The organism is Lacrimispora indolis DSM 755, from assembly GCF_000526995.1.
GTDB classification, from domain to species: Bacteria; Bacillota; Clostridia; order Lachnospirales; family Lachnospiraceae; genus Lacrimispora; species Lacrimispora indolis.
Map to the genome: position 1 here is coordinate 3,473,365 of NZ_AZUI01000001.1, position 19,793 is coordinate 3,493,157.

General features: G+C 45.5%; 20 protein-coding genes. 10 read left to right on the top strand and 10 right to left on the bottom strand.

Annotated elements, in window-relative coordinates; translation table 11 throughout:
- Positions 1–32: 32 nt before the first annotated feature.
- Entirely contained in the window at positions 33–2,483 is a 2,451-nt protein-coding gene (locus K401_RS0116670; protein ID WP_024294016.1) for an FAD-dependent oxidoreductase, read from the bottom strand.
- A 294-nt stretch (positions 2,484–2,777) separates the two neighbouring features.
- On the opposite strand from K401_RS0116670, the gene K401_RS0116675 reads away from it, so the two are divergent.
- Together K401_RS0116675 and K401_RS0116680 are read left to right on the top strand one after the other, a co-directional pair.
- Complete coding sequence (locus K401_RS0116675; RefSeq protein WP_024294017.1) at positions 2,778–3,323, top strand: glutathione peroxidase; 546 nt, start codon at positions 2,778–2,780, stop codon at positions 3,321–3,323.
- A 42-nt stretch (positions 3,324–3,365) separates the two neighbouring features.
- On the top strand, positions 3,366–3,809 hold the full coding sequence (locus tag K401_RS0116680; RefSeq protein ID WP_024294018.1) for a MarR family winged helix-turn-helix transcriptional regulator: 444 nt from the start codon (positions 3,366–3,368) through the stop codon (positions 3,807–3,809).
- 89 nt (positions 3,810–3,898) lie between these two features.
- Here K401_RS0116680 and K401_RS0116685 read toward each other — a convergent pair whose 3' ends face one another.
- From K401_RS0116685 to K401_RS33625, 4 genes are all read right to left on the bottom strand, one after another.
- The gene (locus tag K401_RS0116685) at positions 3,899–5,290 is read right to left on the bottom strand and encodes an FAD-binding oxidoreductase (protein ID WP_024294019.1); all 1,392 of its coding nucleotides are present in this window, start codon (positions 5,288–5,290) and stop codon (positions 3,899–3,901) included.
- A gap of 84 nt (positions 5,291–5,374) precedes the next feature.
- Entirely contained in the window at positions 5,375–7,927 is a 2,553-nt protein-coding gene (locus K401_RS0116690; RefSeq protein ID WP_024294020.1) for a PAS domain S-box protein, read from the bottom strand.
- Between the two features lie 944 nt (positions 7,928–8,871).
- Positions 8,872–9,321 (bottom strand): hypothetical protein, encoded by a 450-nt coding sequence (locus K401_RS33615; protein ID WP_024294021.1) that lies wholly within the window; start codon positions 9,319–9,321, stop codon positions 8,872–8,874.
- Positions 9,322–10,061: 740 nt separating this feature from the next.
- Entirely contained in the window at positions 10,062–10,367 is a 306-nt protein-coding gene (locus K401_RS33625; RefSeq protein WP_166435246.1) for a hypothetical protein, read from the bottom strand.
- 76 nt (positions 10,368–10,443) lie between these two features.
- Here K401_RS33625 and K401_RS32940 point away from each other — a divergent pair, with 76 nt between their 5' ends.
- Entirely contained in the window at positions 10,444–10,914 is a 471-nt protein-coding gene (locus tag K401_RS32940; protein WP_029701122.1) for a hypothetical protein, read from the top strand.
- A gap of 119 nt (positions 10,915–11,033) precedes the next feature.
- On the opposite strand, the gene K401_RS32945 is transcribed toward K401_RS32940, so the two are convergent.
- Together K401_RS32945 and K401_RS0116720 are read right to left on the bottom strand one after the other, a co-directional pair.
- The gene (locus tag K401_RS32945; protein ID WP_156882224.1) at positions 11,034–11,186 is read right to left on the bottom strand and encodes a hypothetical protein; all 153 of its coding nucleotides are present in this window, start codon (positions 11,184–11,186) and stop codon (positions 11,034–11,036) included.
- Between the two features lie 309 nt (positions 11,187–11,495).
- Positions 11,496–12,338: a class I SAM-dependent methyltransferase gene (locus K401_RS0116720; protein ID WP_027352413.1), complete on the bottom strand. Its 843-nt coding sequence runs from the start codon at positions 12,336–12,338 to the stop codon at positions 11,496–11,498.
- A 593-nt stretch (positions 12,339–12,931) separates the two neighbouring features.
- Between K401_RS0116720 and K401_RS0116725 the strand changes: the two genes are divergently transcribed.
- From K401_RS0116725 to K401_RS0116735, 3 genes are all read left to right on the top strand, one after another.
- Positions 12,932–13,381 carry a GNAT family N-acetyltransferase gene (locus tag K401_RS0116725; protein ID WP_024294023.1) on the top strand — a complete coding sequence of 150 codons (450 nt, stop codon included), beginning with the start codon at positions 12,932–12,934 and terminating at the stop codon, positions 13,379–13,381.
- A gap of 208 nt (positions 13,382–13,589) precedes the next feature.
- On the top strand, positions 13,590–13,928 hold the full coding sequence (locus K401_RS0116730) for a GIY-YIG nuclease family protein (protein ID WP_024294024.1): 339 nt from the start codon (positions 13,590–13,592) through the stop codon (positions 13,926–13,928).
- A gap of 62 nt (positions 13,929–13,990) precedes the next feature.
- Positions 13,991–14,578: a helix-turn-helix domain-containing protein gene (locus K401_RS0116735; RefSeq protein WP_024294025.1), complete on the top strand. Its 588-nt coding sequence runs from the start codon at positions 13,991–13,993 to the stop codon at positions 14,576–14,578.
- Between the two features lie 8 nt (positions 14,579–14,586).
- On the opposite strand, the gene K401_RS0116740 is transcribed toward K401_RS0116735, so the two are convergent.
- From K401_RS0116740 to K401_RS0116750, 3 genes are all read right to left on the bottom strand, one after another.
- Positions 14,587–14,898 (bottom strand): YbjQ family protein, encoded by a 312-nt coding sequence (locus K401_RS0116740; RefSeq protein ID WP_024294026.1) that lies wholly within the window; start codon positions 14,896–14,898, stop codon positions 14,587–14,589.
- Positions 14,879–15,034 (bottom strand): hypothetical protein, encoded by a 156-nt coding sequence (locus tag K401_RS33230; RefSeq protein ID WP_166435279.1) that lies wholly within the window; start codon positions 15,032–15,034, stop codon positions 14,879–14,881. Before K401_RS33230 ends, K401_RS0116740 begins: the two co-directional genes overlap by 20 nt.
- A gap of 157 nt (positions 15,035–15,191) precedes the next feature.
- The gene (locus K401_RS0116750; RefSeq protein WP_024294027.1) at positions 15,192–15,611 is read right to left on the bottom strand and encodes a YjdF family protein; all 420 of its coding nucleotides are present in this window, start codon (positions 15,609–15,611) and stop codon (positions 15,192–15,194) included.
- 230 nt (positions 15,612–15,841) lie between these two features.
- Between K401_RS0116750 and K401_RS0116755 the strand changes: the two genes are divergently transcribed.
- The 4 genes from K401_RS0116755 (at position 15,842) to K401_RS0116770 (ending at position 19,559) form a co-directional block, all read left to right on the top strand.
- Entirely contained in the window at positions 15,842–15,991 is a 150-nt protein-coding gene (locus K401_RS0116755) for a cupin domain-containing protein (RefSeq protein WP_330362243.1), read from the top strand.
- Between the two features lie 110 nt (positions 15,992–16,101).
- Positions 16,102–16,740 (top strand): GntR family transcriptional regulator, encoded by a 639-nt coding sequence (locus K401_RS0116760; RefSeq protein ID WP_027352412.1) that lies wholly within the window; start codon positions 16,102–16,104, stop codon positions 16,738–16,740.
- A 120-nt stretch (positions 16,741–16,860) separates the two neighbouring features.
- Positions 16,861–17,997: an ABC transporter ATP-binding protein gene (locus K401_RS0116765; protein ID WP_024294029.1), complete on the top strand. Its 1,137-nt coding sequence runs from the start codon at positions 16,861–16,863 to the stop codon at positions 17,995–17,997.
- Positions 17,994–19,559: an ABC transporter permease/substrate-binding protein gene (locus tag K401_RS0116770; protein WP_024294030.1), complete on the top strand. Its 1,566-nt coding sequence runs from the start codon at positions 17,994–17,996 to the stop codon at positions 19,557–19,559. The genes K401_RS0116765 and K401_RS0116770 overlap by 4 nt, the downstream gene beginning before the upstream one ends.
- The last annotated feature ends 234 nt before the right edge of the window (positions 19,560–19,793 follow it).

A 19,793-nucleotide genomic window follows, 5' to 3' on the forward strand; every position in this document is an offset into this window, starting at 1 on the left:
AACAAAATGCAGATGTTTCTTTCTCCAAATAGCTAAATAAATAAGTTCACATTAGATTCCTCCGCATCGCCCAGATAAGCGCCTACGCCTCCAAGCTCCACGCCTTCGATCAATTCCTCCGGCCGGATGCCCATGACATCCATGCTCATGGTGCAGGCCACGATCTTTACTCCGGACTTCATGGCTTTTTGAATCAGAGTTTCCAAGGAATCTACATGCTTGTCATTCATGATTTTTTTCATCATGGCGGTTCCCATGCCGCCCATATTCATCTTTGAAAGTTTTAATTTTTTGCTGCCCCTGGGAAGCATGGCTCCGAACATGGATTCCATCAGTGACTTGCGGACCGGCTGTTTTTCTTCCTTTCTTAGTGCCGTGAGTCCCCAGAAGGTGAAAAACATGGTAACAGGTCTGCCCATGGCTGCAGCGCCATTGGCAATGATAAAGCTTGCCAGGACCTTATCAAGATCACCGGAAAAGACGATAAGTGTCTTTCCTTCAGCCGTTTCCTTTATTACAGGGGAGACCGGGCTGCCTTTCTTTACTAAAGCGACGTAATCATTACCCCGGTGTTCGCAGGCCATCAGCTCATTTCCTGTACGCCTGCACCATGCGCCGATGTCCCGGGAAAAGCCTGGGTCAGAGGCGGATACCTCCATGACTGATCCATGGGGCATTTCCTTCATGGTTTCAAACACCTTCATAATGGGACCAGGGCACTGCATGCCGCTGCAGTCTAGGCGCATGGCCAGAGTAGGGATATTTTTAGTCTCCATCTGACCGCTGTCTGAATAAACGGCTTGCTGGGAAGGCTGAATTCCATCGGCCGTATAATGGGTCGACTGATAGAACCTGGCACCGCCGGGATAAAGCTTAACATTACGAAATCCGTTGTGCATCAGGATGCGGGCGGCATTGTAAGCCCGGACCCCAATGGCGCAGAAGACAATGGTTTTTCTGGAAGGATCAAGGCCCTTTAAACGGCTTCTTAACTGTCCAAGGGGTATGTGTGTTGCATTTGGCAGGGAAAAGGCCATTAGCTCTGCATCCTCTCTTACATCAAGGAGAACCGCATCCGGGCTTTGCTCCACTTCATCCCAGGATGTAAATGCAACCTTTCCTGTAAGCAGGTTTTCAGCCACAAATCCTGCCATGTTGACCGGATCCTTTGCGGAGGAGAAGGGTGGGGCATAAGCAAGCTCCAGACTCTTTAAGTCAGGGATTCCTGCACCAAGGCGGATGGCCACTGCCAGGGTATCGATCCGTTTGTCAACTCCGTCCAGGCCCACGATCTGTGCTCCGAAAATCTTTTTTCCGTCAGTGGAAAAAAGAAGCTTCAGGGTTATGGGCACTGCTCCCGGATAATAGCCTGCATGGGAATTCTGGGTGATGATGATGGTTTCATAATCCCTTCCCTTTTGGAGGCCTTTCTTGATCAATGCCTTTTCATTTGCGCCGGTAGAAGCCACAGCTAAATCAAATACCTTTGCAACGGACGTTCCCTGGGTTTTCTTGTAGGTTTCCTGCGCCCCTGCAATATTATTGGCTGCTATTCGCCCTTGTTTGTTGGCAGGACCTGCAAGTGGGATCATTGCAGGTTCCCCGAATATAAGATCATCCACCTGAATCACATCGCCTACGGCATAGATATCCGGATCCGAGGTTTTTAAATAATCATCAACTACAATGCCTCCCCGCTCATTGACGGAAAGACCGGCTGCCTTTGCCAGTTCACTGTTGGGACGGACGCCGATAGAGAGGATGACAAGTTCTGCAGAAAGAGTTTTACCGCTTTTTAAAGTGATGGCCACAGATCCATCCTGATCTTCAAACCCGGCGACACCATCGCCCAAATGAAGGTCCACGCCATTTTGCAGGATGTGCTCATGAAGGAGCTGGGCCATCTCGTAGTCCACAGGTGTCATAACCTGATCAAGCATTTCAATGAGAGAAACGGAAAGTCCTGCATGGCGGAGGTTTTCAGCCATTTCAAGTCCGATAAAGCCCCCTCCGATGACAGCCGCTGTTTTGATTTTGCTTTCTTTAATAAGAGCCCGGATCCGGTCGGTGTCAGGAACCGTCCATAGAGTCTGGATCCGGGAAGATCCAATTCCCGGAATGGGCGGGCGGACCGGTGAGGAACCGGTGGAAATAACTAAGGTATCATAGGTTTCTTCATAAACTTCTCCGGTGTCCAGCCGTCTGACTGTGATTTTTTTATTCTCCCGGTCAATGGAGGAAACTTCGTTTTTTACCCTGACATCAATGCCATACTTTTGTTTCATGGCTTCCGGCGTTTGCAGCAGTAATGCATCCCTGGATTTGATCACGTCGCCTACGTGATAGGGGAGGCCGCAGTTGGCGTAGGAAATATATTCTCCCCGCTCCAGCATGATGATAGTTGCTTCTTCATCAAGTCTGCGCAGCCTGGCGGCACAGCTGGCTCCTCCGGCCACTCCGCCGATAATCACAATTTTTTTCATAATATACCTCCTGCTATATTTTTAAATAACCAATGGTCATATGTTGTTTCATTCAGTATAAATAAAAATTGAATAAATGTCTGTGATTGAGTCACATAAAAACCGCTGATCCATGAAAAAGATATATATTTGTTCCATTTGTAATATGGAACAGGAGCATCCACAGATTAATTTAATTTTGTACAATTAAATTTTACAATACTCTTGACAAATGGTCAATCAGGTATTATGATAAAGCTAGTTTTAGGAAATTAAATTTTGCACAATACAATAGTAAATAAGGAGGTATATGAGATGTCTGTTTATGATTTTACAGTTAAGGAAATGGATGGCTCGGAAAGAAGCTTATCCGATTATGCAGGCAAGGTGTTACTGATCGTTAATACGGCCACGGTTTGCGGGTTTACTCCCCAGTACACAGATCTTCAGGCCATGTATGATGAATACGCAGGCAAAGGGTTTGAGATCCTTGATTTTCCCTGCAACCAGTTTGGAAACCAGGCTCCTGGCGACAATGAAGAAATTCATTCCTTTTGTACCGGACGCTTTGGAGTTACCTTCCCTCAATTTGCAAAGATCGATGTAAATGGGGAGAACGCCATTCCTCTGTACCGTTACCTGGTGAATGAAAAGGGCTTTGAAGGCTTTGATCGGGGACATGCGCTGACATCACGTCTGGAGCAGAAATTTGAAGAACTTAATCCCAATTATAAAAACGAACCGGATATTAAATGGAATTTCACCAAGTTCCTTGTGGATCGTCAGGGAAATGTGGTCAGGCGTTTTGAACCAACCGCTGATATGAAGCTTGTAGAAGAAAATGTAAAGAATTTATTGTGAAAAAACGAACAGGGAACAATGATGGGAGAAGGGAGAGAAACCATGGACTATGAGAAATTAAAGCTGGAAAACCAGCTTTGCTTTCCTCTTTATGCCTGCTCCCGTGAGATCATCAGAATGTATAAGCCATTTCTTGATGAAATCGGGCTGACTTATACCCAATATATCGCCATGATGGTAATGTGGGAGAGAAAGCAGGTCACCGTTAAGAAAATGGGAGAGCTTTTGTATCTGGACAGCGGTACCCTGACGCCTCTGCTAAAAAAGATGGAGGCGGCGGGATTGCTGAGCCGGAGCCGTGCAAAGGAGGATGAGAGAAGCGTGATCGTCACGCTGACGGAAAAGGGAGAGCGGCTAAAGGACCAGGCTGCAACCATCCCTGACCGGATGTTCCAGTGTATTCCTGTGAATGAAAAGGAGTTTAAGGATTTGTACCGGCTGCTGTATCAGATTCTAGGCCAGAACAGTCATAATCAGGAAAAGTAATATATAGTAAAAATACAATAAAAGCCCTCTCGCGTGAAATTTGTTCCCACGAGAGGGCTTTTGTATTCATGCCTTGCCGTATCAAAGGTTTACCGGGAGAGCTTACAGCATATTGGAGCTGTAAAATCCGTGCCATACAATCCACCGATCCCCTGAGGGAAGGTAAAAATGTTGAACGGATCATATTTCTTTTTCACCTTTTTTAATCTGCAGACATGGGTGCCGTAGTATTCTTCAAGATGGCAGGGAAGGCATGCATAGGGGAAATTCACATAGGAGCCTTTGGTAACCGATTCCAAATAACTGAATTTCTCAGCTATCCAGGCGGCATTTTTGCATTTGTGCTCTTCAAATACCGTATCAAGCCAGACAATAAAGCTGGCATTGCGGTAGTAGAAGGCGGTTTCATCTGCATCCACCTCCGCGACCTTGCCTCCAAGGGCGTAAAGGGAAATGCTGGCATAAACGGAGCCTTCGGCCCGTTCTTTAATAAGCCCGGCTAATTTAAAGCTTTCACAGCTGTTAAAGTCCCGCAGGGCAAAACGGCTTGCTGATTTGAATTTTTCAAAGGGAGGATAAAAGTCCCCGATAATTGTCACAGCTTCCAGAAAGGTCACGTATTTTAAACTGTACTTTACGCCGCCCAGTTCAAGGAGGGGTGCGATGATCCCCAGGGCAGCCTCCGGCGGTCCGTAAAAGATCCCCCGGGCGATGATTGCAAGGCCTTCACAAATGTCGTTGTAGATCCTTGAAACTAAAGTGACTCTTTGGTCGGCATCCTTCAGCCAGTCCTGCCAGGTCAGCAGGAACATAGACTGCTTTTCCTGATCTGAGTGAAGATATCTTATGTCAATGAGTGTGACTTTATTTACTTTTGAGGGAAGGCGGAAGGTCATGGAAATAATAACTCCAAAATTTCCTCCCCCGGCTCCCCGGCAAGCCCAGAATAAATCGGCGTTTTCCTGTGAACTGGCGTTTATGATACGGCCTTCGTAATTGACCATACTGATTTCCAAAAGGCTGTCGCAGCCAAGTCCAAAGTAGCGGCAGGAGAGCCCGAAGCCTCCGCCTAAAGCATACCCGCTCACCCCTACCGATGGACAGGTCCCGCCAGGGAAGGGGTAACCTTTTGATGAGACGAATTCATATAACTGCTTGTTTGTTACGCCTCCCTGAACGTGAAGTAAATGGGCGTCTTCATCTATGGTAAGCTGGTTCATTTCACTTAAATCAATGTCAAGTACGTTGTTTCCGGTGGAGTAGCCTTCATAATTATGGCCTCCGTTCCGGATCCGCAGGGAGATGTGGTACTTCCGGGACCACAGGACCGCATTGATCACATCATCCTGATCCCGGCAGTAGACAATGGCCAGGGGAAATTTTTGGACCGCCCTGTTATATACTTGTCTTAGTTCATGATAATAAGGGTCGTCTGGCGTTACAACACGACCGGTAAGCCCGTCAAAATTACAGGTGTTCATGAGGATTGCCTCCTTTCCTAATAACATGTTATTAGGAAAGAGGACATTTGGTTCGGCTCGTATATATTCCCTGTGTGAAAGGGGTTAATCCATGAGCAGTTTATTGAGATTCAGAAACAATTGGGCTATTTCAGGATCAAACTGGGTGCCTGCGCAGCGCTTGATTTCCTCCATTGCCTCCTGGCTGTCCATTGCCTTGCGGTAAGCCAGATTGCTTGTCATGGCGTCATAGGCATCGGCAATTGCCAGAATACGGCACAGCAGCGGAATTTCAGTACCCTTTAACCCTCTGGGATAACCGGTTCCATCCCATCGTTCGTGATGGGAGAGGATGTACTCGGACACAGTGACAAGCTCCGGAGTGTTCTGTGCGATTCGGTAACCGATTTCCGGATGCCGTTTGACCTCTTTCCATTCATCCTCGTTTAAGGGACCGTTCTTTTTCAGGATTTCCATGCTGATCCCCACCTTCCCGATATCATGGAGCATGGACAAAAGGACAAGATCATTTTTTTCTTCAGGAGACAGGTTCATTTTTTCTGCAAGGGCAATGCAATAGGTTTCGATCCTTAAAGCGTGCTCTTCTGTTTCCATGCTTTTTTCATGAAGAGTGGCCAAAAGGGTATTTATGATGCGGTTTCGGTAGCTTTTTCCTTCTAAAAGCTTTCTGTGGTACATTTGTTCTTCTGCTTTTTGCAGTACCTGGTGAAGGTTGTCGTAAACGCTGTGCTTTACGTCAAATCCTAAAGATACGCTGAGCTGCAAGGGAAGACGGTCATTTTTCCTGAATTCTTCATCCAGTTTTTGTATGAACTTCTGAGCCTGGGCTGTGTCAGTTTTAGGCAGGAGGACCAGGAATTCGTCCCCTCCCCACCGGGCTGCGACCCCATTTTTCTGTATGGTTTGCTGAAATGTTTTTGCAACTTCCCTTAAAAGAAGGTCACCTGTTTTGTGGCCGAAAACATCATTGGTCACTTTTAGGCCATTTACATCGCCCATGATCACTGTAATCGGCAGCATGGAGGCCTTGTCGATCCGGATCATTTCTTCTTCCATGTACCTGCGGTTGAAAATTTCCGTCAATGAATCATGATAGCTTAAATACATGATCCTTCGCTGCTGCCTTTTTTCATGACTTACATCGTGGAAGACCATGACAACTCCGTACACATGGCCTGTCTGGTCCTTGATGGGAGCGGCGCTGTCTGTGATGGGGATAAAATCCCCCTGTCTGTTTAAAAGAACAGTATGATTGGCAAGCCCCACCATCTTTCCAGTCTTCAGCACTGCACTGACCGGGTTTGAGATGGCCTCTCCTGTAGTCTCATTTCTTAAGTCAAAGATTTCCTCAAAAGGTCTTGCAGATGCTGTCTCATTATTCCAGCCGGTGATTTCCTGGGCGGCCTGGTTTAAGTAGGTGATTTTGCCTTCATTATCAGTGGTAACGACCCCGTCCCCTATGGAGTTAAGGGTAACGCTTAGCAGTTCATTGTCCCAATATAGGTCATATCTGAATTTCTCCCGGTCTGATACATCAAAAATGATGGAGAAGAGCTGGCTTTCCCCTTCATAGGTAATGGGGCTTGAATATACGTCCACCATTTTCACGTCCCCGCTTTTTATGCGGTGAGGGAAAAGTGAATAAGGTTTGTCATTGTTGAGGGCCTGAATGCGCATGAGTTTAATGGCATCATTGGACGATTCACTGATGTCCTGTATGCGCATGGTTAAAATTTCTTCTCTGGTGTAGCCGTAAAACCTGCAGGCTGATGGGTTTGCATTGAGTATTTTCCCGGTTTTCATGTCAATGATCAGCATGACTGCAGAGTGCTCCGTAAACATGGAATTTAAGTTTTCAAGGAGCTGCTCCTTATCTTCCCGCAGTTTTTTTAATTCTGTGATATCGAGGCGGGATCCGATAATAAAAGAAACCTCGCCGTTTTCTTTTACAGGAGTGAGGCGCACCAGCCAGTCACGGGTGCCTCCCATGAATTCTACAGTTTCCTCGTACATCAAGCTTTTTCCGGAGGCAATGCATTTTTTGTAGCCCTCCTGCAAAACGCTTCCCACCTCATCGCCCATTGCTTCTATAGGCGTTTTCCCTTCCATGAGGGGGGTGGTCATTCCGGTCAGACTCTGATGGACCTCATTGTTTCGGATATAACGGAATTCTCCGTTTTTATATTCCAGAAAAAATAATCCATCCTGGGTGCTGTTAAAAAAAATCTCAATATCCTGGCTCAGCTTTTCGTTTTTCTCCTTTTGGGATTCCAATTCTCTGTGGATTTCCGTGGTATCATCAAATATTGTTACCAGGCCGTTTGGAGAGTGATTATAAACTGTGACCTTAAAGCTGCGTTTCCCAATGGTTACGGTGAAATGCCTGTCTTTTTCTGTACTGCCCAGACTTTCATAAAACGTACGCCATGCGGGGGCTTCTGTTTTACCTTTCAGAAGCAGGGATACGTTCTTGTTCAGTGCATTTTCCTTATCAAGGCCCCAGAGATCAAAGAAGGCGTCATTTGCTTCTGCAAGAACATATTCCTGTGAGTGTTCCGTATTCCCAAAGACAATTTCGTAATAGGCATAACCTAATGGCATCTGCATGAAAAGTTTTTCTATTCCCTCTTTTGTCATAACAGGACCCCCTTTAAGTGATTTTAATATGTAAGGTCTCAAAGCGTAGATATTTGTAATAAAATAATATCAAAAGTTTTTTCATTAAGCAATTCATGTTTTATGTTTATTTGTAAATATTTTCCATATAGTTACAAAAACCCTTATTATTCTGAATCTTTTTCAAATTTTCTAACAGAATGTGTCGAAATAAACCTAGCTAATAATCTGGTCAATGGAACACTTTGGGAAAAAATTCTTCATTATTTTATATAAAATATAATTTTTAGGGGCTGACAAGTACTATTCTGATTTTAAAATCATAAAATATGAAAAATTGCTTAATTGAAAGGCAGTAATCTTATGACTCCTTGTCCTGAAGGATTATACTCCTACACGATTCAAGCCGGTGATACATTGTGGTTTATTTCACAACGTTACCGCACTACCGTGGAGGAAATTATGGCTGCAAATCCGGGAATAAATCCCAATAATCTGTTAGTTGGGCAGGTGATCTGCGTTCCCCGTGGAAGCAGGAACCGCAGCATGCCTACTCAACCGCAGGCCCAGCCCCGGCCCCAGCCAATGACCCAGCCTCAGGCGCAGCCAACGGCTCAGCCTCAGACTCAACCCCAAACTCAGCCAACGGCTCAGCCCCAAACTCAGCCAATGGCTCAGCCTCAGACACGGCCAACTACACAGCCTCAGCCCATGACGCAGCCGCAGACGCAGCCTCAAACGCAACCCATGACGCAACCTCAGACTCAGATTCCAGCTCAGGGAGATCAAGATCTCGATAACGGTTTGAATCATTGTCCGGGAGGAATGCAGCCCTATACAATTCAAGCCGGAGATAGCCTATGGCTTATTTCTCAGCGCAATTCCACTACTGTTGATGAAATCATGGAGGCGAATCCAGGTATAAATATGAATCGTCTGTTTGTTGGTCAAGTGATCTGTATACCTCAAGCAAGCAGAAACCGCAGTATGCCTTCACAAGAACAGCCACAGACGCAGCCTATGACACAGCCGCAGCCAACGACGCAGCCGCAGCCCATGACGCAGCCGCAGACACAGCCCATGACACAGCCGCAGACGCAGCCAACGACGCAGCCTATGACACAGCCGCAGCCGCAGCCAACGACGCAGACACAGCCCATGACACAGCCGCAGCCGCAGCCTATGACACAGCCGCAGCCAACGACGCAGCCGCAGCCCATGACGCAGCCGCAGACACAGCCTATGACACAGCCAACGACGCAGCCGCAGCCCATGACGCAGCCTATGACACAGCCGCAGACGCAGCCAACGACGCAGCCGCAGCCCATGACGCAGCCTATGACACAGCCGCAGACGCAGCCAACGACGCAGCCGCAGCCGCAGCCAACGACGCAGCCGCAGACGCAGCCAACCACGCAGCCTCTGACGCAACCGCAGACTCAGCCCATGGGTCAGCCTCAAACCCAGATTCCGGCTCAGGGGGATCAAAATCTCAACAATGGTATGAATAATAATTGTCCGGGAGGGATGCAGTCCTATACAATTCAATTCGGAGATACCTTACCGCTTATTTCACAACGTCTTTCCATTGATGTTAGTGACATTATAGAGGCGAATCCAGGAATAAACATGAATCTTCTGTTTGCTGGCCAAATAATCTGTATACCTCAGGCGAGTGAGAATCTCAATATGCCTTCACAAACACAACCTCTGACGCAGCCCCAAACCCAACCACAAACCCAGCCCCAGACCCAGACCCAAGCTGTTATTGAGGAGAATTGGAGGCGCAGAAACAGAACGAGCCGCTGCCCGGAAGGATTATATCCCTACACAATTCAAGCCGAAGACACACTTTGGCTTATTTCGCAGCGTCATTTTACTACAGTAGAGGCAATTATGGAGGCGAATCCGGGAGTAACTCCGGATAATCTGTTTGTAGGCCAGATAATCTGTATCCCTCGCGGTACAAGACGGAATGTGTCTGAAAGGCCACGTAACCGTCCCCGCAGTGAGGGAGAACGGAGAGGTGGCCGTAATGAGAATCCCTGCCCTGGAGGATTGCATTCCTATATCATTGAGTCTGGTGATACGCTATGGCTTATTGCACAGCGTTTTCAGACTACCGTTGAGGCAATCATGGCTGTAAATCCAGGTATTAATCCAACCAATCTGTTTGTTGGTCAGGTAATTTGTATTCCATATGGACAGAGGCCGCCGCTGGTATGCCCGAGTCCCCAGCCGCAGCCCCAGCCCCAACCGCAGCCGCAGCCCCAGCCGCAGCCCCAACCGCAGCCTCAGCCGCAGCCCCAACCGCAGCCGCAGCCCCAACCGCAGCCGCAGCCCAACCGCAGCCCCAGCCGCAGCCCCAACCGCAGCCCCAGCCCCAACCGCAGCCCCAGCCGCAGCCCCAACCGCAGCCCCAGCCCCAACCCCAGCCGCAGCCGCAACCACCTGTTTCCACATGTATCACTGAGGCGGAGCAAAATTTAAATAACTATCTGCGGCTCTTATGGTTACAGCATGTATACTGGACGAGAATGGTTATTGAGAGTGTGGCTTTTGATCTTCCGGATGTGCAGTTTGTAACAAATCGTCTTCTGCAAAATCCCATGGATTTCGAGGATGTATTGGTTACGTTCTATGGGCAGGATAATGCTGCAGGATTCGGGGAGATGATGAGAACCCACATTACTATCGCAAATGAGTTTGTTACGGCGCTGAAGCAGGGCAATGTGGATGCTGCCTCTGATGCGGAAAGACGCTGGTACGAAAATGCGGCTCAGATCGCAGCATTCCTTGCAAATATCAATCCTAATTGGTCTGCCGACGACTGGCAGGATATGCTTGATGACCACATGGATATGATAAAGACGCAAGCAAATTATATACTTTCACAGAATTTCGGGGATGCCATCGAAGTATTTGGGGATCTTGAAAGAGAAGCTCTGGAAATGGCTGATGTCATGACACGAGGAATCGTACAGCAATTCATGCAGTATTTCAGCTAATTACAGACATAGAAATGAGAGTATCCCAAAAGTCAATGATTGTCTTTTGGGATACCTTTGGTGATTTGCTTAAAAGTTCGTGTTTTCTTTCAGCAGAGGGAAAACACGGACTTTTTTATCTATGCATTTATTAGGATGCTTAAGTATTTGGAAATATTGGTCAGGACCATAATGCTGAGAATAAGAAGGGGCGGGTAATTCCTCTTTGTTTTCTTCAGAATGCGGTGATCGGTCACCTTAACCAGCAGGTTTAAGAATGACGGCATAATCATAATCAGCATATCCTGCAGTTTGATGACTTTTCTGTCGGATTTACGGTAATCCTGGACTTTTCTGGAATTTCCAGGGGAGTTTTCACCTTAATGACAGTTGCAATTAATGATTTGGGCCGTTGATTCTAAAATCACTGCATCCTTGCGGACGCGGAAATTGTAAAAAAAGGTATGGCGTTTTATGGCATCTGCCGGTTATTATTTGCCGGAATAATTTTTCCTCTAATACGGCTGGAACCGCTAAAATGACAGCAATGGCAATCATTGCTTCCAGGTTGGCACTTCCCCGGCCGTCAATACCAATCACAGTTAATGTATATTACTCTTTTTTGCTATCGCACATATGGTGTTATTGCCATATTCATATTTCGCACCGGTTACATTTCTAAAAAACTGTAAATCATTGAAGCCCGCTTCCAGTAAAGCTGTTTCTAATTCCTTAATCTCGAAAGTATGCTCCCAATTGTTATAACAGGCGATTTCACCATCAGCTGCAACAATATATTGATTAAGGAATGTATTGTCATCATCATAGCGGTAAAGTGATTGCAGCAGAAGATATGGAGTTTTACGCCAAAATCCACTTTCTTCATAGTTCCAGATCTTATACTCTTTGCGGTTTTCATACTCAAAAGGAGTAAAGACATCAAATAAAAAACAGCCCTTTGGTGACAATGCATGATAGACTTTACGCAATAGCATCTCACGTTCTTTGCCTGACAGAACCCCAAAATCGCAATAAATCATTGTTGCCAGATCATATTCGCCCATAATAGGAGACTGGATATAATCAATGTTTTGGTATCGAATATTTGACCTGTTGTCTTTTGCAGCATTCTTTGCATATTGAATTGAATTTCTTGAAATATCCACCCCTGTTACCTGATAGCCTCTTGCATTAAATAATTCAGCATAGATACCTGGCCCACAGCCTAAATCTAAAAGCCTTTTATATTGCCATGGGGGTAATATGTCTGAAATCCAATCGACTGATTGTTTTACAAAATCCAATTTACGTGTCGCAGATTCCAAGCTGGGATCCAAATGCGCTTTTAGCATACTTTGTGAGATGTGCGGGTCATCCCAAAATTTCGTTTGACTCTTTTCAAAAAGATCAGGTTTTTTTAGGTATGTTCTTATTGCTTGAAGCATTGCTGTTTCTTTCCTTTCTTTTCTGATTTTCCACAGCAAAAAGCTGTGGAATTTGTTTTCCACAGCTTAAAAACAGTTACTGTGTGGAAAACCTGGAATAGTCATTTTTAGCCATAAAAACAAGACCTGAGGGAAACGACAGGCTTTTTTGTCTTTATGATGTTAATGATTATTCAGGTTTCCACGTTTCACTTATATTACTGATTATGTAATATCAAGTGCGCCGGACTGAACCAACTCCTTTGCCAAAATCTTAATAAGATCATACACCATTTAGCCGTATTTTTTCAAGGGAATTCTTTTTTTAATACAATAACCCCATTTGTATTACTGGGATGGGCTTTCTGCCATATGATAAACCGCAGGCAGGGATAGAGTCTCCAAACCCGGCATACTGATGTGGATTGGGCATTGAAATAGATCTTCCTAACCGTATATTTTTCGCAGTTGATTCTCTTCTCCTGCCCGGGGCGTTTAAATAGTCTTTTTACCGCGGAAGATGGCCCGGATCTGCTGAACCTGTGGCAGAGGGAAATCAATTATGGTAAAATACCCATAAGCTTGTAAAAAGAATTGGATAAATGGTGGAAAGCATGATAATAAGGGAATACGATCCTGGGGATATTAAAGAAATAGCAGAACTGTTTTACGGTACGGTCCATGAAACATGTGCCGGGGATTACACAAAGGAGCAGCTGAACGCGTGGGCAGCAAAAGATTTGGATAAGTCGGCCTGGAACCGTTCATTTTTGGAACATAATACCCTTGTTGCTGTGAAAAATGGCCGGATCGTCGGGTTCGGTGACATGGATGATACCGGTTATCTTGACCGCCTTTATGTTCATAAGGACTGTCAGGGACAGGGAATCGCAACGGCCCTCTGTGACAGGCTGGAAGCAGGATTACCCAAGGGTCCGTTCACAACACATGCTTCCATAACGGCAAGGCCGTTTTTTGAAGCCAGGGGATACCGTGTCTTTATTGAACAGCAGGTACAGCGTAAGGGCGTTATTTTGACAAATTATGTAATGAGAAAATATTAGTTCAGGGAGAAGGCGGTTCCGCTTAAACAACGTTTTCCCTGCCACGGATATGATCTCAGGAGAAAACTCTACGGAGCGTAGATTGAAAAGCCTACAACAAACAATTACAATGCTATATGGAGGAGAAGCCGGGAAAGTGGAGCAAGCGGCAGCGGATCCAGCCTGTAACAATCGATGAAATCCTGAATTTTAGAAAGATGGTGAAAAAATGGATAAGCCTTCAAGAAAAGCTCTGAAAGAGCAGTATCAAAACAGAAAAGTAGTTGGAGGAGTATATTGCATTAAATGCAGCGGCAGTGACGATGTCTGGTTTCGGTCAACTACGGATATGCAGGGCGCAAAAAACAGGTTCCTGTTCTCCCTGTCAACGGACTTATGCCCTGAAATCTGCATGGCAGATACATGGAAGGAATTCGGGGCCTCCAAGTTTTCCTTTGAAATAATTGAAGAAATACAAAAAAAAGAAACTCAGACGGAACGTGAATTTTTTGACGATGTAAATACGCTGCTGGAATTATGGCTGGAAAAGCAGCAGGAGAAAAAATAAAAATAAATGAAAACAGAAGGATCGGAAGTCTTATCTTCAGATTCCGGATATGGAGGTAAAACATGCAAAACAGCAAAGTAGGAAGCATAATCCGCGCCCTGCGCCTGGAACATCATATGACGCAAAAGCAGCTTGCGGATAAAATGAATCTTAGTGACAAAACTGTTTCCAAATGGGAACGGGGCCTGGGCATGCCTGATATTTCTCTTATTCCGGAACTTTCCGGACTTCTGGGAATTGATATCATGAGTTTATTGTCCGGCGATATGACACCTAACGATTTTGTAGGAGGTAATATGAAAAATACGAAGTATTTCGTTTGTCCCACATGCCAGAATATCACTCTTTGCACGGGAGAGGCTGAGGTCTCATGCTGCGGCAAGAAACTGGAGGCACAGACGTTAAAAAAAGCAGAAGAGGGAGAAAAGCTGTCCGTCCAGGTGGTAGAAGATGACTGGTATATCTCCAGTGAACACCTCATGGATAAAGAGCATTACATTTCCTTTTTGGCCTTGGCTTCAGGCGACCGCATCCAGATCATCAAGCAATATCCGGAATGGAATTTAAATGTGCGCATTCCAAAAAGAGGGCATGGGATGCTGATATGGTACAGTACGGATCATGGTTTGCAATACCAATTATTAAAGTAAGTTCTTTTTCACCGAAACCTTACGGCGGTTCCATAGGCGATTACTTCCGCGGCGCCCTGCATCACGGAGGAAGAGGCATACCGGACAGCCACAATTCCGTCAGCATGCAATGCCTCGGCTTCTTCTGCCATGCGTTTTGTCGCAAGCGCTCTGGCCTGGTTCATCATTTCAGCATAGGATTTCAGCTCGCCGCCTACCAGGGACTTTAGCCCCTGGGTAATATCCCTGCCGATATTTTTCGACTGAATGGTGCTGCCCTTTACCATTCCCAGCATTTCCAGTTCTTTTCCAGTAATATAATCAGTAGTTACTAAGATCATCTTCTTCACCGCTCCTTATTTCCCTGATTCGTTCCAAAAGCACATAGATGCATGCGGCCAAAAACCCCATGTAATAGATAACAAGGAGTATGGTTATCACAAGAGGTGCAATGATCTTTTTTCTGTGCAGCTTCATGGTTTCAACCTCAGGTTTTCATGTAATTTTTGATAGCATAAAAAGTTTTTGCATAAATCGTAAAAAGTATGTATCCTTATTTATTGCAGACCTGATTTCCCGGCAGTGGTCTGCCTTTTTTGTGTGGATCGCAGGAGAAAGAAAAAGTACAGAGAGATCAATGCCCTCTGTGCTTTTCCTTGCGTTTTTCCTGACGCAGTTCAAACTGGCGCTGCTTCTCAGCTTCCCGCTGTTTACGGGAACGGGATTTTCGTTCCGATTTTACCTGCTCTTGCTGAAGCTTCAAAGCCTGCTGCGCTTTTGTTCCGATCCCGGTATTTTGCAGCAGTTTGTCGATTTCCCTCTGCATTCTCTTGGGATTCAAGCGCCTTTCAGTCATTGCAGATGCTTCCAGAGATGGACTAAACCGAAGCTTGTGATAATTTTTGAGTATGAAATCATAGATTTCATAGTCCTTGGGTTCCGCCCCAAAGGTGATTTTGCTGACTTCATATCTGCCCTCAAATTCACGCTCACAGATCCCTACCCAAAAGGGCTCTTCAAATAATACGGTCAGCCTGGAACCAGTCTTTCTCATAATAAAATCCTCCTTTTATGTGCCTTGCAAAGAACGGACAACCAAGGAGGCAGGTTACTGACAGCTTGCGCTGCGTCCGGACTACCGACCGGAACTGTGTTTTTATCTTTGCACTGTATATTTTAACACAAATAAATATGAAATGGATTAATTTTTTGCCTATGTAAACATGAATTTACTATTGCAATCAGGAGTGGGGAAAGCCCGCACAGGAGCTGCAGTCCGATGATGTGGTGAACATTCCTCAGGAGATGAAGCATTGGCACGGCGCAGCTCCTGACAGTTGGTCTTCTTATCTTGCGGTTAAGGTTCCGGCAGATGGGGGATCCAATGAATGGCTGGAAGTGGTATCTGATGAAGATTATGGCAGGCTGAAATAAAAGAAAACCGACTGGTACGATATTTTACGGTTCCCACCTTGCACTGTAATGGGTTTTAGGCTATACTGATGTTGTTTTATATTATAACAGGCAAAGGAAATGAGAATTACATGAACATAGATACAAAACATAAAACAGCAATTCCCCGTTATCAGCAAATTGCGGTAGAAGTGGCGGCCCGGATTGCCAACGGGGAATATCAGGAAGGCGAAAAAATTTACGCCCGTTCATCTCTTGCCAGCCAGTACAGCGTATCACCGGAGACCGCACGGCGGGCGATCTGCATACTTAGTGATCTGGGGATCGTATCCACTGAGAAAGGCAACGGGATTATCATTAAGTCCCAGAAAAAAGCAGCGGAGTACATCCGGCAAAACGGCAAACGCCAGACTATTGATACCATTAAGGAGAACCTTTTAAAAAGTGTCAGCCGTCAAAAACTGGAAATGGAATATTTAAATGACTGCCTGAAAGATCTGATTGAGGCCTCGGTTCATTTCCGGTCAATGAATCCCTTTATGCCGTTTGAAATACGGATTACCAGGGAATGCAATTATTTAAATAAGACGGTAACGGAAATTCAGTTCTGGCAGCGTACCGGAGCGACTGTAATTGCGGTCAGCAGGAACGATACTGTTATAAAATCTCCCGGACCGTATGTTGCCCTTTCTGAAAATGATACCATATATTTTGTGACCCAGGATGACACCGCTGACAGAGTAAAAGAATTCTTATATTCTTCTAAATAACCGCTCTTTTATAACGCTTTAAGCCCATTGGCTTCAGGCGTTATTTTTTTTGAAATTTGACAAAGTAACAACTTTGCAATATAATTAAGTTGTTACTTTGCTAAAAAGGAGGGATAAATTATGATACAATTTGAACAGATTTCAAAATCCTATAAGACAAATAAGGTTTTGAATCAAGTTACATTTTCGATAAAAAGCGGAAGCTTAGTAGCTATCATTGGTGAGAGCGGCTGTGGAAAGACCACGCTCTTAAAAATGATCAACCGGCTGATTAAGCCCACATCAGGTACGATTTATATTGACGATAAAAGTATCGGAAGCATGGATGAAGTGGCTTTACGGAGGAAAATCGGATATGTGATCCAGCAGACGGGGCTGTTTCCTCACATGACGGTTAAAGAAAATATTGAACTGATTCCGAAGCTTGAAAAAATGTCTTCAAAAGACATTGAGGACAACACAAGGAAACTGATGCAGATGGTAGGACTGGACTGCGAGGAGTTTTTGCACCGCTACCCAACGGAGCTTAGCGGTGGGCAGCAGCAGCGTGTGGGGGTGGCAAGAGCCTTTGCCACTGATCCGGATATTATCCTGATGGATGAGCCATTTTCGGCTCTGGATCCCATGACAAGATCGGATCTCCAGGATGAGCTGGTGCAGCTCCAGGCGAAGCTGAAAAAGACCATCGTTTTTGTGACTCACGATATGGATGAAGCCATTAAGATTGCAGATATGATCTGTATTATGAAGGATGGCGATATTCTGCAATATGATACACCGGAACATATCTTAAACAATCCGGTGGATGATTTTGTTTCCAACTTCGTAGGAAAAAACAGGATATGGTTATCACCGGAATATATCAAGGTATCCGATATCATGATCGATCATCCGGTCACCGCCACCAAGGATTTATCGGTCCTGAAGTGTATTGACAAGATGCGCCAGAATAAGGTTGACAGCCTGCTCATGGTGGAACGGGACAGCAAGCGGCTGGTGGGAATTGTAAAGGCAGGCAGGCTGAGAGGAATTGAAGACAGGACCCAGTTGGCAGAGCAGTATATGTATGAGGACTTTCCTACTCTTTTACCGGAGCAGTGCATTCTGGATGCTCTGAAAGTAGTGACTGAAAACCATGTGTCCACGGTTCCGGTCGTGGATGACCAGAGGCGTCTTATGGGCCTTATAACACGAAGCAGTCTGGTAACCACTTTAAGTCAGCAATATTTTGACTATGAAGGAGGAGAGACAGAATGAACTTTTGGAATTATATAATAAGCAATTATCCGCAGATCTTATCATTATTGATTGAACATCTGAAGCTGACCGCCGTATCGGTGGGTCTGGCTATCCTGATCGGAGTACCCCTTGGTATTTTTATTTCTTACGCGGCCAAAGCAAGCAAGCCGGTTTTGTCGGTTGCAAATGTGATCCAGGCAATTCCCAGCATGGCGCTCCTTGGTTTCATGATCCCAATATTGGGTATCGGTGTGATTCCTGCCATTGTTGCAGTGGTTCTTTATTCTCTGCTTCCCATCATTAAGAATACCTATACAGGAATTGAAAATATCAATCCTCAAACCCTGGAGGCTGCCAAAGGAATCGGCCTTACGCCGTTTCAGGTGCTGACAAAGGTGCAGATTCCCCTTGCCCTTCCTGTCATCATGGCCGGAGTGCGGATCGCTTCTGTAACGGCAGTCGGGCTGATGACCATGGCTGCGTTTATCGGTGCAGGCGGTTTGGGATATCTGGTCTTCTCCGGAATACGTACGGTGAACAACAACCAGATCCTGGCGGGCGCCATTCCTGCCTGTTTACTGGCACTTATGGTAGACTTTCTGATCGGACTGGTTGAGAAGCTGGTAACCCCGGTCAGCCTTCAAAAGGGAGATAACTCAGTTAAGAAAAAAAGACGGAAGGCGCAAAAGGCAATGCTTGCAGCAGCCTCAGGAGTCATTGCGGTTGTATTCCTTTTTACATCCGTGGGCAATGTATCAGGCAATGCACGTACTGTCTCAGTAGGTTCCAAGGATTTTACGGAACAGGAGATCCTTGGGAATATGTTAGCCGATTTAATAGAAGACAGAACCGATATCACCGTAAACAGAAAACTGAGCCTGGGCGGTTCACAGGTATGTTTCTCTGCGATAAAGACAGGAGACATTGATTTCTATATTGATTACAGCGGAACCTCCTACAGTGATATCCTCAAGCATCCGCCTATCAGTGACATGGAGCAGGTGTACGAGACTGTGGTAAAAGAGTATAAAGAGCAGTTTGATCTGGAAGTGCTTAAACAGATGAGCTTTAATAATACTTTTACACTGGCTGTGACCCAGGAAATGGCAGAAGAATATAACTTAGATAAGATCAGTGATCTTGCCGGAATAGCCGGGACCCTGATCTCAGGTACTACATTTGAATTCTCCAACCGGGAGGATGGGCTTTCCGGGCTTCTGAAAACATATGGCTTTCAAATGGGAAAAAGCCTTACATTAGATGCTGCCCCCCGCTACACGGCTTTAAAAAACGGTGAGATCAATGTGATTGATGCCTTTTCCACCGACGGACTTCTTAAAAAGTTCAACTTAAAAACACTGGAGGATGATAAGGAATTTTTCCCGCCTTATTACGCAATTCCCGTTATTCGGGCGGATGCTCTGGAAAAATATCCGGAAATTACCGGTATTATGGAAGAACTGGCACCGGTTTTAACCAATGATGTTATGATTGAACTTAATTATAAAGTAGATGAACTGCAGCAGTCCCCCGCTGATGTAGCCAGAGATTTTCTGAAAGAAAACGGATTGATCTCATGATTTTCGGAATTGTGCTTTTGGCTTTTCTTTCTTTTGTTTTTTCTTCTCCCAGGCGGCGCTGGCTTATAAGTCCTGAGCCATCCCTGTCGCCAAAGGAAGAAAAAATAGGTTTTTTGTTTGGGCGGTATATGGGGGATGCTGCCATTGTGATGTTACTTTTATGGGTGTTGGGGGCAATAAACTTTCCCTGGATTCATTTGATAGCCGGGGGTGTATTTTTACTGCGCACCCTGG

What these genes read in the sequence shown, in the direction of transcription:
- K401_RS0116670 (WP_024294016.1), bottom strand. Translation starts at nt 2,483, where the DNA reads ATGAAAAAAATTGTGATTATCGGCGGAGTGGCCGGAGGAGCCAGCTGT.
- K401_RS0116675 (WP_024294017.1), top strand. Translation starts at nt 2,778, where the DNA reads ATGTCTGTTTATGATTTTACAGTTAAGGAAATGGATGGCTCGGAAAGA.
- K401_RS0116680 (WP_024294018.1), top strand. Translation starts at nt 3,366, where the DNA reads ATGGACTATGAGAAATTAAAGCTGGAAAACCAGCTTTGCTTTCCTCTT.
- K401_RS0116685 (WP_024294019.1), bottom strand. Translation starts at nt 5,290, where the DNA reads ATGAACACCTGTAATTTTGACGGGCTTACCGGTCGTGTTGTAACGCCA.
- K401_RS0116690 (WP_024294020.1), bottom strand. Translation starts at nt 7,927, where the DNA reads ATGACAAAAGAGGGAATAGAAAAACTTTTCATGCAGATGCCATTAGGT.
- K401_RS32940 (WP_029701122.1), top strand. Translation starts at nt 10,444, where the DNA reads ATGGTTATTGAGAGTGTGGCTTTTGATCTTCCGGATGTGCAGTTTGTA.
- K401_RS32945 (WP_156882224.1), bottom strand. Translation starts at nt 11,186, where the DNA reads ATGATTATGCCGTCATTCTTAAACCTGCTGGTTAAGGTGACCGATCAC.
- K401_RS0116720 (WP_027352413.1), bottom strand. Translation starts at nt 12,338, where the DNA reads ATGCTTCAAGCAATAAGAACATACCTAAAAAAACCTGATCTTTTTGAA.
- K401_RS0116725 (WP_024294023.1), top strand. Translation starts at nt 12,932, where the DNA reads ATGATAATAAGGGAATACGATCCTGGGGATATTAAAGAAATAGCAGAA.
- K401_RS0116730 (WP_024294024.1), top strand. Translation starts at nt 13,590, where the DNA reads ATGGATAAGCCTTCAAGAAAAGCTCTGAAAGAGCAGTATCAAAACAGA.
- K401_RS0116735 (WP_024294025.1), top strand. Translation starts at nt 13,991, where the DNA reads ATGCAAAACAGCAAAGTAGGAAGCATAATCCGCGCCCTGCGCCTGGAA.
- K401_RS0116740 (WP_024294026.1), bottom strand. Translation starts at nt 14,898, where the DNA reads ATGATCTTAGTAACTACTGATTATATTACTGGAAAAGAACTGGAAATG.
- K401_RS33230 (WP_166435279.1), bottom strand. Translation starts at nt 15,034, where the DNA reads ATGAAGCTGCACAGAAAAAAGATCATTGCACCTCTTGTGATAACCATA.
- K401_RS0116750 (WP_024294027.1), bottom strand. Translation starts at nt 15,611, where the DNA reads ATGAGAAAGACTGGTTCCAGGCTGACCGTATTATTTGAAGAGCCCTTT.
- K401_RS0116760 (WP_027352412.1), top strand. Translation starts at nt 16,102, where the DNA reads ATGAACATAGATACAAAACATAAAACAGCAATTCCCCGTTATCAGCAA.
- K401_RS0116765 (WP_024294029.1), top strand. Translation starts at nt 16,861, where the DNA reads ATGATACAATTTGAACAGATTTCAAAATCCTATAAGACAAATAAGGTT.
- K401_RS0116770 (WP_024294030.1), top strand. Translation starts at nt 17,994, where the DNA reads ATGAACTTTTGGAATTATATAATAAGCAATTATCCGCAGATCTTATCA.